This window comes from Ideonella lacteola, from assembly GCF_038066555.1.
Lineage (GTDB): Bacteria > Pseudomonadota > Gammaproteobacteria > Burkholderiales > Burkholderiaceae_C > Ideonella > Ideonella lacteola.
On sequence record NZ_JBBUTG010000026.1, the window covers coordinates 1 to 15,919 of the forward strand.

Sequence of the window (15,919 nt, forward strand, 5' to 3'; positions counted from 1 at the left end):
GAACGTCGATCTGGGCGGATACCGGGTTCACTTCGGGCCGCAGAAGCTCGAAGGCTCGCGCTTCGTCGACGTGGTCGCGATCGACCGCACCGGGCGAATCATCGGCTAGGGCAGCCGATCGCCCCACCCACGCCTTCCCGTGCTTCGCCGCCGTGGATAGGGCGGTGAAGCCAAGCTTTCCCCCTACCACGATGGAGCGAACCTTGACGAAGAAGTTGAAGCCCTCAGCGCTCGTGGCCGCGGCGGTGGCCGCCTGCATGCCGGTCCTGGCCCAGGCACCGGCGGATGCCGATGCGACCCAGACCAAGGTCATCCAGGCCGCCGCGCAGATCGCCGATGAGTTGTCGCGGCTGTGCCCGGTGGCTGGTCCGGCCGACCAGGCCGCCTTTGACAAGTGCCGGGCCGGCCTGTTTCGGGACTCGCGCTTCAAGCGCAGCCTGCAGAGTTTCGTGCTCTGGGGCCGCCAGCGCGACCCTGCCGCCAAGCTGGTCGACACCAAGCTGACGCAGTTCGGCCCTGATGTGCTGGCGGGCATGTACGTGCCGCTGTTCATGTTCAATGGCCAGTTCAGCGTCAACTACGTCGAGCGCGAAAAGCTCTACGAGATCCGACTGGAGACGGCGTTCCGAAACGGCCTGCCGCCGGGGCAGTTCCCGTACCCGTTCTGGCATGAAGCCGAGAAATGGGGCATGTACGAGAAGGCGAACGACCTGATCCTCTGGTGGGACCCGAAGATCGAGCGGGTCAAGGTGGCCCAGTTCACGATGTTCGGCAGCCACCCGCCCATCCAGGCCAACGCCCATGTGACACCACCTGCCTTTGACGGGCAATGGCGCTGGACGGATGCCCAAGGCCGTAGCCAACCGACCGTGACGGTGTTCGACGGCCTGTTCCGCGCAGACAACCCCTACATCGGCAAGCTCGATTCGGCCTACAAGAGCCTGGCGCTGCGCATGCGCGAAAGCCAGTGCATGGATTGCCACGTGCCCAACAACCCGGATGGCTCCAAGCGCCTGGTGCTGTTGCAGACACCGATGCACGCGGCGTCGGAAATCAAGCGTCTGATGAAGTCCGTGCGTGACGACCGCATGCCGCGCGACGAACTGGGCATCGAGAAGCCGTTGGACGATGCCTCCAAGGCGGCGCTGCTCACCGAAGGCGCTGCCTTCGAGCGATTGGTGGATCTGGCCAAGCAGTGGGAGGTACGCCACGAAGCTGCGCTTGCGTCTGAGGAGACGCCTGCGCCTGGGATTGCATTGAGGCAAACGGACGAACCAACAAGACAACCCTGAAGGACTCTGCCATGTCCGCCCTCGCGTGTCAGCGAGTGGCGTCTGACGGGCTCTCGTGGGCGACGCCGAAGGTAGGCGAGCAAGATTCACCGGTGCACAGCACTACCGTACTTTTGCGGTATCAGCGCTCTGGAATTGACGGAACTGCGCTAGGTGTGGGAAAAAGTCGGCCTAGCGCCATCCGTCCCGCTTTCAGATCTCATGCGTAGATTTCTTGACTTCCTCGCGAAAAATCTCCACCATGGCGGCATTCCCACTTCATCGAGAGTCTGATGATCAATCCGCCGCGCGGGTCGGTGCGACTCAAGCACGCGATCGAGTTCTGCAAGTTCGCAGGTTCGCAGACCACCTTCCGCAACCTCTTTGAAGAGGCTGGCAAGGCGGCTGGCGGCTATCAGAACCTGTACTCGCCTTTCGACATTCGCCAGGCCCGTTTGAAGCTGATGGGAATCGAGGAAGAGCCGCGACGCCCGGAGACCCTTCCTCCGATCCCCTTCTTCAGGATGGCAAAGGGAGGAGTCGGGAAGACAACGATTGCTGGCAACGTAGCCGCTTGCATGGCGTCGATGGGCTATAGGGTACTGATGATTGACGCAGACCCACAGGCCAGTCTCACATCGATGTTCGGCATCGACTGGGCAAATACCGAAATTACGCATTTAGGACACTTGCTTCAGATGAATGAAGCGAGGCGGCAGATTGATTGGGACGCAGCGGTCAAGAGTATCTATAGCGACGGGATGTTGGACCTGATCGCTTCGGACATTACTCTGAGCAACATAGATACGTGGCTAACAACGATCATGAATCGTGAGGGTTCAGTAAAGAGACTCTTCGATGCCAATATATCTTTCTTCCGTCGCTACGACGCGATCATCATTGACTCCGCGCCGGGAACCACGCAGCTGAGCAACGCAATGATGTTCGCCTCCAGGGCCGTAGTTGCAGTAGTGAAGCTGGATGGCCAAAGCCTCAAGGCCATGGAGGTCCTGAACTCAAATATGCGCGAGATGGCAGAGGCGTACCCGGACATGAAGTTTTCGGTCCGGCTGATCGCCAACGGCTTTGATGCGCGTATTTCTACCTGTAAAGAGGCTTTGGATACTCTGCGCGAGAGCTATCCCGGATTACTGGACTCCAACGTAATTCCCCAACTTGCTAGTTTTGCAAGAGACATCTCACTCTTTGATGACACAGACAGCGGTCCAGTGTTGGAGCGTGAGCCAAATAGTCAGGCCGCGAGGGCGATGATTGAACTAACCGGTTCAATGATCAACTACTTTGATGTGCATTTGGCAGGTATGTTGCCAGTGGTTGAGGTTCGAGGCAGAACGTCGCGCAGGAAGACGGTGAAGGGTGAGGCGGCATGAACGGTCTTGCTAGTAAAAAGATCGTGAAGCGATCCGGCCTGGTCTCTGTCGGGGGCGGCGCAGCAAATGTGTCTGGAAAGGACATGACGGCAGCTGCCGCAAGAATGCCTAGCTTCGACTTTGCACAGTCGAGGCCGACGGTCGGCACGACGGCTGACGGAGTTCCCCCCTCCCCTACCTCTCGCGATCCAGGTGGCCACACACGTCGGCTCCCCGTGACTTCGCTTGTTGATAGTCCCTATCAACCTCGATTGAGCTACGACGAGGGCAAGCTTTCGGAACTGGCAGAGTCACTGAGGCATGGCCAGTTGGACCCACTCATTGTTAGAGCGGAACGTGATGGGAAGTTCGAAGTCATCAGCGGACACAGGCGCAAGCGCGCGGCTCCGCTGGCGCAATTAGAAGAACTCGACTGCAGAGTAGTTGACGTTTCTGATGATGAGGCGCAAGTCTTGGTCCTAGCGGCGAACGAGGCGCGAGAAGACTTCACTGACTATGAACGCGCGCTTGCTTACAGAGCCATCCTTGACCAGGGTGCGAAGGGTGGGCCGGTGAGGAGTCAGCGGCAGCTGGCTGCGAAGGTTGGAGTGGATGTCGCTCTCGTCAATAAGCGTCTGTCAATGCTCGAGTTGCCAGAGGCGGTTCAAGCCTTTCTGAGGACTTACCCAGGTGCCTTCTCCAGCAGATGGGTCAAGAACATCTTGGCGATGTATGCGAAAGGGGGCGTCGACGAAGAGAAGCTCATAGAGAACTTGGTGCGCGTGGCTGCCGACGATCTGCAGATGAGCGCCCTCTTCTCAGTGATGGCGGGAGCTACTAAAGAGGAGCAGACGGATCATCAGGCGCCGCAGCGTGGCCTGTCCCTTCATCGGTCAAATCGCTTGTTCGCACAAGTGACCCCCAATCCCGAGAAGAGGCATGTCGTAGTGAAGCTGCCTGGCGAGTGCAATGTCCAAGAGGTCGCCGACTTAATCCTGGCGGCATTGAGTGAGAAGTTTGGCCAAGACCAGTAGTTGGTTAGACGCGGTGTTCCAAAGTGCTCATGGCTTCGGGCGGGCAATGACTGTTGACACGGTGTCAACAGTTGCTCGCCGTCGAGGTGTTGACACCGTGTCAACAGTTGCTCGCCGTCGAGGTGTTGACACGGTGTCAACAGTTGCTCGCCGTCGAGGTGTTGACACGGTGTCAACAGTTGCTCGCCGTCGAGGTGTTGACACGGTGTCAACAGTTGCGCGCCGTCGAAGTGTTGACACGGTGTCAACAGTAACGGGTAGGCCGCGTGAATCCGCCTCCCGCATAGTCCAGAAGCCCTCGCTAGCCGGGGGCTTCTGGTTTATGTGGACCAAACAAGGACGTCCGGAAAACAGAGAGTACTAGCAAGCAAACCACCAGACCCCATAACGCAAAAGGCCAGGGCGGGAACCCTGGCCTTTTGCGGAAGCGAACGGGAGCTGTCGCCTACCCATCAACCTCTAGCACATGATGGCATTGTAGGTAGGCAGTCTTCGATACGCAATGGGGTCGCTCACCTGAGAGCGACACATGCATCTGACGAAGACTCAGGGCAATTCGGCCCTGCGCGAAGAACTATTGCTTTTCAAATGCGAGAGCTGCGCCTGCTCTTGCACCCCATGGCTGTCGCACAGGCCCACTTACTTGTGGAGCCTGTTTCTGGTCGCCAGTAGGGGGCGACTATGAGCGGTCACGCACAGGTGCTGGGCCATCCCGTAAGTCGGGGCGGGAAGAACTCGCCTCTGCGCAGGGTCTTGAATGAAGCGCCCTACCTCGCGCGCTGCAGCTCGGACAAGACCGCGACATTGGTGAGGCCGCGCGAGTATGCGGTCAATCACCCCTACATGCAGGTCAATCGACCTGGCATGGTCAGCTGGCTGATCTTCGACCTGGACCACTCTAATGCCCAGATCTGGGATGACGCTGGACTGCCGGCGCCGAACCTGATTGTCCGAAACCGACAGTCCGGCAACTCGCACCTCTACTACGCCATTGAGCCCGTTTGCACGAGCGATCGGGCTCGCGCTCGCCCCATCGAGTACATGAAGGCCATCTATCTGGCGATGGCGGTCGGCCTTCGAGCGGACGTGAACTACTCGTCGGGGCCCGTGGCCAAGACCCCTGGGCATCCTTGGTGGCAAACCACCGAGCTGCACGCCAAAGTCTTTTCGCTTGGAGAGCTGGCCGAATACGTCGAGCTGCCTGCACCTGGCGCTGAACGAAGCGGCGGCGTAGCCAAGAACCACTCTCCGAACTCCCGGCACTGCCACCTATTCGAGGTGGTGCGCCGCTACGCATACAGCGCCGTAGAGAAGGCCCGTGCCCAGGGCTCCTACGAGCACTTCGTCGCGCAGATCGAGGCCTATGGCCTGAATTCCATGGCCCGTGTGCTCAAGGCAGCATGCAGTTCGCAAGGGGACCTGCCGTGGTCATCCATCAAGGCAACAGCCCGGTCAGTCGCCCGATGGACCTGGGACCGCTACCACGGCGTAGGCGGGGTGCATAGAGGGGTCATGCAACTCGACGATGCACTGCCCCTGGCTGAGCGCCAGCGCCAGGCGGCTCAACGGACGCACAGCTTGCGGGCCAAGGCCACCGAATCTCGCATTCGGGCTGCCTGCAGCAACCTGCAGGCGCAAGGCCGCCCGCTGGTGCAAGCGGTGGTGGCCAAGGTGGCTGGAGTGAGCCGGCAGACCGTGGCGGCCTACCGGCACGTCCTGGAAGAGAAGTTGGCCACGCCGGCGGCTTCGATCGCGAAGCTGGTTCGCGCTGTCGCCGCGGCCGCAACCTCTGGCCAGGAGCAGGCCCGCGCAGCCAGGCAGGTTAAGCATGCTGTACATCAGGTAGCTGCCGCTCCGGGGGAAGTTGCGAAGCCCGCCGAAAGGGGGCCTTTGGGTGGGTTAGCTCCGCCGAATTTGCCGGAGCCGTCGACATGACCTCGCGCGGGTTTTGGATTTTGAGTAGCCCGGGCGTCTTTGACGCGAGTAGCCGCAAGTCCCCTCGTGGGCAACTCGTAGAGTTGTCCATCAGGGGGCGCGCAGGGTGCGCAGCGCCCGGAGTGTTTTTAGGCGGGGGCGAAGCCCTCGCCTCCAGTGGCCGATGTCGATTCGCGCAGCGAATTGATCCTCGGAATTCAGGTGGCGGGAGCGAGGGTTCAGCAATGATGCGTGGTTGGAGGTGTGCCGATGCGGCAAAAGGGCTTTGACGCGGCTGATTTGTTTCGGCTGCGGTCGGTGTCGCTGCAACAGGCGCTGGCGGCGCTTGGCCTTCACTTCAGAAAGGATGCCGAGTTCGCGCCCGTGAAGCAGGCCGGCACCGAGCGGTGGTATGTCTCCGTCGACGGTGGCGTGTTCGAGCTGGTTGTGACGGGTACGAAGTGGTTCGATCCGCACGAGGGTAGGGGAGGCGGCGGCGCCATCGACCTGGCCATGCACCTGTGGCGTTTGGACTTTGTGGGTGCTGTCAAGCGCTTGCTGTCGGCAGGCCTCTGATGCGCGCGCAGTGGGCTCCGGGGGGCCAACGCGCGTCGGCGTCAGGCATGAGGCTGCGGCGTGTGACGGGGTGCTTGCACAGTTGGCAATTAACTCGCTGACTTCGGCGATCAACGCCGCTGCGGTCTAAGGCCGTTGCCAACCATCCAACCGAGGGGGGTGTGAGGTTAGGCGAGAGCTTTGAGTCGATCCGCGCGGGTGCGTTGGCCGGTTGAATCGGGTGTGGGGCATTTCCCCCTTTCGGGTAGGTCAGCGGAGCGAGCGCTCGGTCACTCAATTCGCCTTGTTTCGCCCTATTGGGTATGGCGGGAAAGGCGAGGTGACGGCCTCGACAGCGGACAGACGCCTCTTAGGGAGGCCGCACGCCGACGAAAAGTGGCGCAGTTGCTGGAGATCGCTGCAGAAAGTGCGAAATACCCGATAGGGCGAATCAGCTACCCGATAGGGCGAACGGCGGCCATTTGGCACCCCCGCCACGATCGCTTGAACGTAATCGACAAGCATGCCAGCGCATGACGCGGTTGGTGCCGCTTGCGCGCAGTCTTCCAGATCGCACGCGAGATGTCCGCGCCGCGTGCCGGTCAACTGAAGGCGGCGCCGAAGGCATCTTGCCGCTGGTCCAGTTGCACCTTGGCGTAGCGCATCGTTGTCTCGGGCTTGGCGTGACCGAACTGGCCTTGAACGGCGGCCAGCGGGACGCCCCGTTCCAGCGATCGGGTGCCGCAGGTGTGACGCAGCCAGTGCGGCGTCGCGCGCAGGGCGGTATCGCGCAGAGACGGGCTGAGCGAGGAGGCGACCACGCCGCGTCTGAACCAGGCCTTGAGCGAGTCGTAGAGGGCGCGGTAGGACACCGGGCTCAAGGGGTCATCGACGCTGGCCACGAGCGGGATGTGCGCGGGCGCTTGGCCCAGCGGTGGAAGCCCTCGGGCCTCGAGGTAGCGGTTCAAGGCGCGCACGGCCTGGGGCGGCACACTGACCACCCGGTTCAGCGCCCCCTTGCCATGGACCTGCATGGCCCACGACTCGGGCTGACGCTGCGTGAACTGGCCCAGCACTGCGCTGACCAGCTCGGCGGCGCGTAGTCCGACGGCCTCCACGAACTCCATCGCGAACTCCGTGCGAGCCTGTGCAGGGGAGGGCGCCTGGCGCTTCACATAGCTAAGCACGGCCTCCCACGCCTCAGGCGTGAAGGCGCGGGAGTCCAACTCGCTCAGGCGCGGATCGTCACCGAGCCGCGTATTGACCAGCGGCCAGGGATTGGCCGCAAGGTAGCCTGCATCCGTGAGCCATCGGAAGAGGGCGCCGACGATCGACAGAGCGTGCTGCTGGCTGACGATGCTCAGCTGGCCGGCGAAGGGTGTCCAGCCGGTGGCCCCGTAGCGGGCCCGGCGCCGGCCGATCCAGTGCTCAGGGATGTTCGACAGGAACTGTTTGAACGCGGCGCAGTCGTCGGCGTTCATGGAGGACAAGGGCTTGTTGCGCTCGGCGATGCACCACAGCAGCAGCCGGTTGCAGTTGGTCCGGTAGGCCTTGGCCGTGTCGGGGCGATGCTGCTTGTCGTCGACGGTGCCCGCCTTGGCATCGATGAACGCGTCGATGGCGGCCAGGTCATCGTCGGCGGTGATGCCACCAGGCTTGCGTGGGCAGCGGTTGAGGCCGTGCCGGCCAGACAGCTGCTCTTGCAATGCACCTGCGCCAGGTGATTGACGCGCGATAGCGGACGCGTACTGCTGAACAGACGACGGGCTCGAGGGCTGCGCATCCGGCAGCAACAAATCGAGGTAGTTGACGATGCGGCTGGCCTTGGTGGCACCGATCGCCGGCAGGTACGCGTACCAGCGGCCGCCTCGCGCGATGCGGCGCCGCAGCTCATCCAGGCGCAGCAGGCCGCCGCGTTGGAGTCGCTCGGCTGTCAGGCTGTCAAACCAGTCTTCGATGAGGTCGCTGGGCGCCGGCGTCTGCGCGGCGACCGGCTCCAGGTCCTTCAGCAGCTGGAGTTGCTTTTCGCGAAGGCCGAGCGCGCGGTGAACGCGGCGGCGCTCTTGCTCGTCGGCTGGGCAGTCGGCCTCGTATTGCTCGATGAGTTCTTGTTCGCCCCAGTCGTCGACGTCGATCGCCTTGCTGGCGATCCATTGATCAAACGTCGGCCGCTCGCTCTGGGGCACCGTGACGGTCAAACCGATCAGGCGCCAGGCCGAGCCGCAATGGCGCCGTGCCACCGCGCGCAGCAGCTGGACCACCTCGGCGTGGGCGGCCCGCGCAGCGGGCCGGCTGTCGGCCGCGAGGTAGCGGGCGGCCGAGTCTTCGATCGGCAGACCTTCGACCACCGCGCGCAGGTGGCTGAAGTGCGCGGGCCCGAGGCGGCGGACGTAGGTATGACTCACGGTGTGCGTGGCTGCGAGCACACCAGCCGGGCCTCGGCCGGGTCGTCAGGAGCAGAGGGCAGCATGTCCGGCAGGGTAGCCAACCGCCGGTGGATGACGATGCGTGGGGCCATGGCGCTGGGCGTGGACTCAGCGGGGCCGACGGCGCTTGATGACACCCACGAGGTAGCCCACCACCAGGGCGGCCGCCGCCAGTCCCCACACCAGCTCAGCCTCGTCGGTCGCCAGCGCCAGGATGCCCGTCAACGCTGCCAAGGCGACCAGGAACCAGACCAACTGACCGCGGTGCGTCTTAGGAGGCCGGCCGGAGGCAGGGTCGGGATGCTGATCGCTCATGCGTGGGTGTGTGCGGGGAAGAAGACGCGGTGGAGGACTGCTTTATGCGCAAGCGGGCTGACAGATTCAGGTCGTTATGCGCGAGGGGCTTAAGTATCAGTTTCGGCCATATCTCGGTGGGCCCTCCCTGAGAGTGCTGGCGGTGTTGACTCGTGTCAACACCGCCGCTGTTTTTGTCGCCGACCAAGACAGCAGCAGCAACAACAGGGAGGCAAAAATTCTGCATTCAATGGTGAGCGCCGCGCTAAGTCGTTGATGCGGCTGGATTTTGAGATCGAGTGTACCTAACGCTCGCAGCCTTTGATACTTTTTGGCCCTCAGATAATGGGCATTATCTGAGGGCACCAAGACAAGAAAAGGGGGCCAACTGGCCCCTGATGCTTTGCTCGGCGTGGATGTTGCGACCCTGCAGCGTTCAGCCGTCGTAGCCGTTGCCGCCCGTGTCGGTCGAGCCGACCGGGGCCTGGGTAACCGGCGCGGGCGCCGCCACACTGACCGACGCGGCGCCGAACCAGGCGCCGAGCACTGCCACCACCATCCACACAGCTTTGGTGCGCTTCATAGACCTCCTTGAAAGTCAAAGCGACGCTGTTCACACTAGAGCTGTTTGCCACCCGGGTCAAGAGGCCCCAAGCTAGTGGGAGCTCGGTGCAGATGGACTTCACTGAGCTGGCCGATCTGCGAAATGGTCAAGCGATGGCCCCGTTGACGCGCGCAGGAGGTGGGCTAAGATAAGCTCCAGCAATAGCCCACCATCCTTCATCGGGCGCAGTGGCGGCCGATGAGAGTGGTGGGCGTAGTGAAGTCAGAAGACTGCGACGTGAGCTTTACTTCGCGCGAACGATCAACGGGAAGGCCCGTTTACCGAGTTGCGCCGCGTAGAGCTTCTTGCCGTTTTTGAGGGTGATCCACGGCCTGAAGATCAGGACGTACCCATCAGGGATCGGCAACGCGAGCGGTTGTTGCTTCACGCACGGTTTCCTCCTTTCTGCTGTCGCAAGCTGCGGTTGGGATGAAAAGGCCACAGTCATCTGACTGGTGCCTGCCTGGGCCTCTCACACGCGAAACTTTCCTAGGGTCGCAGCGGGTGAGAGGCCTTCGCTTTTTCCGGTCCGGCGTGGCAGGCGAGGGCGCCGGACTCGAAGGCTCTTCTGATCATGGTTCCTCCAGTGTTGCTCCTACTGGAAAAGCGAAAAATTCTCCTCGGCACACTATAGCTTTTTGAGCAATTTACGTGTGTCGCTACCTCCAGCGTGCGGGGCCGTGCGTGGAATGACTTACCCCCTTGACGAGTGGCTAAGTCGTTGATCTGACAGGATGTGTTCCATACGCTCTTCCGCAGTGTGGGTAACCGGGACACTCCACTGCTGGATCGAATCACAGTATGCATCCTTTGCGTTAGTGCGCTTGTGGACAACTCTGTGGACTTCGCGGGGACTCGCGGTTCACAAATGGCGCCAGGGCGCCGTTTCCGTCGCAACGCCCGGTAGCGCCTAATTTCTGGGCACTACTTACGCTGCACGATGATTTCGGTGGCGTGTGGCCGGCTCGTCAGCGCGCATTCCGTCGAGCTCGGTTCTTGCGGTGCTTGTTGTGGACTTTGTCGGGCGACGGGGCTTCAGCGTCTCGTCCCGACTGGGCGTGACGGTGCTTGATGGGGTCAGTGAACCTTTGGACGTCGGCATTGCAGCCGCCGCCCGGGCCCTCCGAATTGAAGAAGTCGCAGTAGATCTAACCGCGACTGGATGGTGCCGAGTTGCACCACCGGAGGCGGCTTGCGGTGGTCGGACTTGGCTTGCGGTTCATTGCTGTAACAACGACAATTGCTGAAATCACAGCAATGCACAGCAATGGCTCCAAAGACCTACGACGACATTCAGGTGAGCCGCTTGCAGCTCGCAGGCGCGTATCTTGAGATGCTCAAGGCGCAGCCTGGGCGGCCGCTGGCCATGTTCGCCCCTCGCAGAGTCGGTAAGACATTCTTCCTGGACAACGATCTGGCGCCGGTGGCGAAGAAGGCCGGGTGGCTTCCGGTGTACGCCGACTTGTGGCTGCAGAAGGAGAACCCGCTGGCGGCCATCAATCATGCCCTCGCCGAGGCCTTGGACGATGCGACGGTGCCAGCCGGCGAGCTCGGCAAGGTCGCCAAGACCCCCGTCAAGCGGGTGGGCGTCCTGGGCGCATCGATCGACCTCGGCGATGCGCCGGCTCGTGCAGCATTGCCTGCGTCACCGGAGTTGCAGTTTGATGCCCTCGTGGCTCGACTGCATGCGGCCAGCGGGAAGACAGTGTTGTTGATGCTCGATGAGATCCAGTCACTGGGAGAGGTGGCAGGGTCGGAGAAGATCCTGGCTGCACTTCGGGCTGTGCTTCACCGGAGAAGGGACATGCTGGGAGCAGTCTTCACGGGCTCGTCCCAAGAGGCGATGGCACGCATGCTCGCGACCGCCGGCGCGCCGATGTACCAGTTTGCCCAGCTGCTGGACTTTCCGGCGCTGGGGGACGAGTACCTCGTGGCACTGGCCAACCACTTCAGCAAAGTGCACCCCGGAAAGAGGCTGGATCTGGACGACCTTCGCAAGACCTTTGCACGCATCGGCTTCAAGCCAAGGCTGCTGCGAGACCTGGTGAAGTCGATGTCAGCGGAAGGCATGACCGACTTCGACGAAGGGGTGCGGCGCTATATCCATGATGCTCGCCAGACGCTCGGCTGGAACGCGTTGCTGCAGCCGCTAGACGCGTTCGACCGGTTGTTGCTGGCGGCAATTGCCCGCGGCAAGCCCCCACTTGGGCAGGAGACACTGAAGGAAATTGGCCGGCACCGACCCGTTGGTAAGGCGACGATCGCGCGAGCCCGGGTGGCCATAGAGCGGATGCGCGGCGCTGGCCTGATCACAAAGGCGGTGCGGGGGGGGGCTCGCATCGACGACCCGCTGTTCGCCGAGTACCTGGCCACTGCAGAGCCTGAGGACTTGTTGGGCGGCTAGCGCTGACGTGTGCATCGTCGCAGCGACCTGCTTCGCGAAACGCGAAGCAGGTCAGTGACCTCGGGCTACGTCTCAGACGGATCCGCGCGCATAGAGAGCACGCCTGCCTCGATGCACTGGCACATCAGGTGGGTGCGTTTGAGCAAGGACATCAGATCGCCATCCTCGAAGTTGGCCTCGACATCCTGACCTTGGAGCCATGGATCCAGGGATGCTTCATAGCTGTGCGTGAAGGCAGACAGATGCGGCCATACGCGCCGATAGAAATCTGGGTGATCTCCCGCTTTCCCGCCGGCCTCGATCAGCTCTCGAACGATGGTGGCCATGTCGATCTGCTTTTTGGCGCCGGTATGCAGGTTCTCGGCCTTTTCCTCCGAGGCGCAGTGCGCAACCCATAGCCCGCGGAAGATGGCTTCAGCCAATGGCCGCAGGAGCGCGAACGCAGACGCTTGGAGGGGCGACGGATGACTCAGCAGCACGATGATGGACGAATGATGCTGTTGAGCTATGGCAAAGCAGCTCAGAGCGACCCGAGAGCGTCTATCGGATTTGAGCTGTTGTCCGAGAAGCCTTTCGGCAAGGGCGTGGGCGTCTCGGCGAGCAACTGCAAGAGCTTCGTCGTAAGTCATCGATGTCAAAACAGTGGCAAGTGGCCGTATCCAGCAATGAAAGCGCGCCCAGCGTCAGGCCTTGTAGATGTGTCCGACGTCGGGGTGCCCTTTGCCGGCGTTCACCACGACGCCACTACGCCAGTCCATGCGTATTTCAGCACGCCCTTTGCCTATCCGTGCTGGCCACCAGTGCCCCTTGCGCCAATGCGCTGGCATTTCCTTGGACCCGGGGCGCATCGACAAGGACGCCGCCAGTTGCTGGCCACACAGGTGGACCGTTCGAAAACCGAGCGCGTTCAGCTTGGACGCTCCCCGGGCGCGCTCCCGTGGGGTGCCCGTGGTGGCCTGCTTGACCAAGCGAGCGGGCGCGTCTGGCGGGAAGCTTTCAACCACCTCCGACTTTGGCGAACTCAGGTAGCAAAGGCAGTTGGCCAGCATGTTCACGGCCGGCCGGATGTAGCCGATCCATCGATTGATGCCGGCCTCATCAGCGAAGCCAGGTTCCATCGACTCCATGGCCCTGTCGCCGATGGTCCCCTCATCGTCCATCTCCAGCATCAAGCCATATGCGCCTTCGCAGTCAACCACCACGTTGGCAAGAAGCGAGCGCTCGTCCCATGGGGTCGAATCCGGCAAGGAGCATACGAATGTCAGGTCCAGGAGACCCAGCGGATCGCGACAAACGTAGCAGCCCTCGATGTAGCGGCCGCTGAGAGGGCTCTGGATTTCGAGGTGCGGGCCCCAGTGCACGAAGAGTGACTCGAATGGCAGCTTCAGTCGGCCGATCGGGGTACGCAGGGCGTCGGAAGTCAAGAACATCGCCGAGACAGCGCTCAGGTCGAAGATTTGCTCTCCTGCCGAGAACCACTTACGAACGGCCATCTCCAGTGCGTTGGAAACGCCGCCGTATTCCTCGCTGAAGGCCTTGCGCAGGCGCTCCTGGGGGAACGTGTAGTGCTCCAGGCCTTCGAGGAGCGCCTCGCCTTGGCTGTGCCAGATGTAGAGCTGTTCACCGACGCCGATGAGCGAAAGGGACTGGTCTCGCTGGACATGCTCTTCCTGCTGCTCAACGAGATGGTCCCAGAGGTCGTCGTCCCTGAGCAGGTAGAACCTCACAGGGTGATACCGCGCGAGCTTGGCTTCTGGGCTCGAGCGTCTATGCCGGGACGAAGGCTGTCCGTCCATGACTCCGAAGGGGCCAGTCATTCAGGTCGCCTCGGGCTGGGCCTGGCGAAGGAGGGAAGCGTTGTGCAGCGCCAAAATCCCGCCGCGCAGTTTCCGGGAAGCGAACTTGATCGCCGGCGATCGACGCTGGTCGACCGGTAGGCCACCGATCTTGGCCAGCACGGCGCGCGTGCATTCTTCGTCATAGACGGGGTGCCTGATGGCGAACCTCTCTCCATCAGATAGGCCACAGCTTCCCTCGAGCGCCGCCAAGGCTTCGTCCTCAATCGGCATGACCCCGGTCCAGGCGACTGGCTGGCCGTCGTGGGGAGCACTGGCGTTGCGCCAGGCGCTGAGGCTGGTACGGGCCTGCCGCACGGCGTCGCAAGTTGTTCGAACCAGCTCAGGCAGATCCTCGACGCCGGCATCGACGATGCGGGCCTCAACACCTGCGAGCGCGGCATCGCAGCAATCGAACGCCTGCTGAGAGATCCACCTAGGGGCTCGGTGCAGACGAGCCAAATACGTCGGCGATGTACCGACGTAGCAGGTGTCGCGCAGCGAAGTGCCGAACTGGTTGGATGGCCACTCTGCGAGCTGCAAGCATTCGAGCGTGGCGGCTGCGCGGCGAAGTTGGGGCGCCGCCTGCGGATGCCGGCCGGCACTTTGCCAGACCACGTGCAGCTGAGTCGACATCCACGCGTGGTCCTGGTGCGAAAGGCGCGGGTTGCTGGTGCGCGGAGCGGGATCAATCTCGTCCGGAAGTGCAGGTCTCGTGAAACCGGCCGTGGGCTTGATCTTGTCCACCATGGCCTGGGCCCGGTCCTGCGCCAGGTCTGCGGCCGTCATCAGCGCGCGAACCTGATAGGTGCGACGAGCGTGGATGGCGGCGGCCATGCATTGGCCGTCTGGCCAGGCCGCACGGGTGTCGAAGTAGTTCGCTGGCCAGTTGCACACGCGAACCAACTCGTCCCACGTGCGGTATCCCAGTAGCTGGGCCGCGATGGCGTAACCCTGAGTCAGGGAGAGGTGAAGCTCTTTTGCCAACCGCTTGCCGATGTGACGAGCGTGTTCGGGACTGGGGAGGATGATCTGCATGGCTGAAGGTCCTTCGCATGCAGAAGACGCCCGCTACTGCCACACGACGGGTCGTGCGACTAGGAAAGCACAGAGGCAGCAATGCAGCTGCCCTGAGCCGTATGCGTCATGCTTTCCTGGAGCGGGCGTGGTGGGAGGACGGCAAGCCCCCGTTGGGAGATTCTGGACCCGTCTCGCCTGCCTGGTCAATATTCACGTCGGCTCAGCGTCTTGAGCTTCATCTTTGAGGCGCTGAGCTTCGACAAGCGCATGTACGGCACGATGCAAGTCGTCAGCTGAGCCGCCGTAGTCGACGAAGTCATCGAGGAGATCGCTGAACGCTTCTCGCTGGACCTCGCGATCAGCGCGCTCGTCCTCTGCCGCCTCAAGTTCGTCGATGTCCACGCGATCGAAGCCATAGGCGCGCTGGAGCCAGGCTTCGGCCAGATCGCGCTCGTCACTGCCGTTGCTGCTGTAGCCGTCAGCGCGAGGGTGGATGACGTAGTCTTGAAGCCCTGCAGCGTCCGCAATGAACCCCCTCAGCACTTGTTCCGGCTTGCGCTGGACGCCTCGGCACAGGCGGATGAACTCTGGCGGCACCCGCAAGACAAGCTCAGTCGTCTGGTCCGGGACAAATTGGCCGTTCTCGCCGGGAATCAGCCCTGCAGGCGTCAGGACACCCTTTGGGGCGGCATTGCAGATCCAACCCCAGTAGGCTTCTTTGCCTTCGACAAGATCGAGCTCATGCACGCGGCGCAACGTTGGATCCACGTAGGCCCGAAAGTAGCAACCGTCTGCTTGCCGATCGGCACCGGGCACGAACTCAACCGGCGCTAAGAACCCATGTCGGCCTATGTTGTGGCGACTCGTTGATCCGTTCCACTGGCTGGCGGCGACCAGCTCCCGGGTGAGGCCTTGGTGCTCAATGGTGAGGGTCTCGTAACCGTCTGCCCGCGGCTGCACGTCCAACAGCTTCACGTTGTGGACCTGTATGCGAGAAAGCGGCTGTGTCACGGCGTCAAAGACGTCAAATGTCATGTCGGGCTCCAGCGAGTCGGGCCTGCCTAAATGGGCACCCAAACCGGTGAGCATTATTGTAGGTGCTTTTAACGCACCCATCAACTACTGCTGAGTGCCGTGGCACCTTACAGGGCATCAACTTTCCAGTGGTGGCCATGCGTTTGCCTGGCAGGCC

At 62.3% G+C, this 15,919-nt stretch carries 14 protein-coding genes; 6 read left to right on the forward strand and 8 right to left on the reverse strand.

Annotated elements, in window-relative coordinates; all coding sequences use genetic code 11:
- Positions 1-203: 203 nt before the first annotated feature.
- The 5 genes from AACH06_RS25395 (at position 204) to AACH06_RS25415 (ending at position 6,165) form a co-directional block, all read left to right on the forward strand.
- On the forward strand, positions 204-1,292 hold the full coding sequence (locus tag AACH06_RS25395; protein ID WP_341428604.1) for a hypothetical protein: 1,089 nt from the start codon (positions 204-206) through the stop codon (positions 1,290-1,292).
- A gap of 272 nt (positions 1,293-1,564) precedes the next feature.
- Complete coding sequence (locus AACH06_RS25400) at positions 1,565-2,662, forward strand: ParA family protein (protein WP_341428605.1); 1,098 nt, start codon at positions 1,565-1,567, stop codon at positions 2,660-2,662.
- Between the two features lie 104 nt (positions 2,663-2,766).
- Positions 2,767-3,675, forward strand: a complete 909-nt coding sequence (locus AACH06_RS25405) for a ParB/RepB/Spo0J family partition protein (RefSeq protein ID WP_341428712.1) — start codon at positions 2,767-2,769, stop codon at positions 3,673-3,675.
- A 753-nt stretch (positions 3,676-4,428) separates the two neighbouring features.
- Complete coding sequence (locus tag AACH06_RS25410; protein ID WP_341428606.1) at positions 4,429-5,610, forward strand: replication initiation protein; 1,182 nt, start codon at positions 4,429-4,431, stop codon at positions 5,608-5,610.
- 249 nt (positions 5,611-5,859) lie between these two features.
- Positions 5,860-6,165 (forward strand): hypothetical protein, encoded by a 306-nt coding sequence (locus tag AACH06_RS25415; protein WP_341428607.1) that lies wholly within the window; start codon positions 5,860-5,862, stop codon positions 6,163-6,165.
- A gap of 581 nt (positions 6,166-6,746) precedes the next feature.
- Here AACH06_RS25415 and AACH06_RS25420 read toward each other — a convergent pair.
- From AACH06_RS25420 to AACH06_RS25435, 4 genes are all read right to left on the reverse strand, one after another.
- On the reverse strand, positions 6,747-8,549 hold the full coding sequence (locus AACH06_RS25420) for a tyrosine-type recombinase/integrase (RefSeq protein WP_341428608.1): 1,803 nt from the start codon (positions 8,547-8,549) through the stop codon (positions 6,747-6,749).
- Between the two features lie 129 nt (positions 8,550-8,678).
- On the reverse strand, positions 8,679-8,885 hold the full coding sequence (locus tag AACH06_RS25425; protein ID WP_341428609.1) for a hypothetical protein: 207 nt from the start codon (positions 8,883-8,885) through the stop codon (positions 8,679-8,681).
- 415 nt (positions 8,886-9,300) lie between these two features.
- The gene (locus AACH06_RS25430; RefSeq protein ID WP_341428610.1) at positions 9,301-9,447 is read right to left on the reverse strand and encodes a hypothetical protein; all 147 of its coding nucleotides are present in this window, start codon (positions 9,445-9,447) and stop codon (positions 9,301-9,303) included.
- 265 nt (positions 9,448-9,712) lie between these two features.
- Positions 9,713-9,856 carry a hypothetical protein gene (locus AACH06_RS25435; protein ID WP_341428611.1) on the reverse strand — a complete coding sequence of 48 codons (144 nt, stop codon included), beginning with the start codon at positions 9,854-9,856 and terminating at the stop codon, positions 9,713-9,715.
- A gap of 879 nt (positions 9,857-10,735) precedes the next feature.
- Between AACH06_RS25435 and AACH06_RS25440 the strand changes: the two genes are divergently transcribed.
- Positions 10,736-11,872, forward strand: coding sequence for an ATP-binding protein (locus tag AACH06_RS25440; RefSeq protein WP_341428612.1), 1,137 nt, complete (start codon positions 10,736-10,738; stop codon positions 11,870-11,872).
- Between the two features lie 65 nt (positions 11,873-11,937).
- On the opposite strand, the gene AACH06_RS25445 is transcribed toward AACH06_RS25440, so the two are convergent.
- From AACH06_RS25445 to AACH06_RS25460, 4 genes are all read right to left on the reverse strand, one after another.
- Complete coding sequence (locus AACH06_RS25445) at positions 11,938-12,501, reverse strand: DUF6988 family protein (protein ID WP_341428613.1); 564 nt, start codon at positions 12,499-12,501, stop codon at positions 11,938-11,940.
- 54 nt (positions 12,502-12,555) lie between these two features.
- The gene (locus AACH06_RS25450) at positions 12,556-13,599 is read right to left on the reverse strand and encodes an AcrVA2 family anti-CRISPR protein (protein WP_341428614.1); all 1,044 of its coding nucleotides are present in this window, start codon (positions 13,597-13,599) and stop codon (positions 12,556-12,558) included.
- A 90-nt stretch (positions 13,600-13,689) separates the two neighbouring features.
- A complete protein-coding gene (locus AACH06_RS25455; protein WP_341428615.1) occupies positions 13,690-14,745 on the reverse strand; it encodes a hypothetical protein in 1,056 nt (351 codons plus the stop codon).
- Positions 14,746-14,937: 192 nt separating this feature from the next.
- A complete protein-coding gene (locus AACH06_RS25460; RefSeq protein WP_341428616.1) occupies positions 14,938-15,762 on the reverse strand; it encodes a hypothetical protein in 825 nt (274 codons plus the stop codon).
- Between the last annotated feature and the right edge of the window lie 157 nt (positions 15,763-15,919).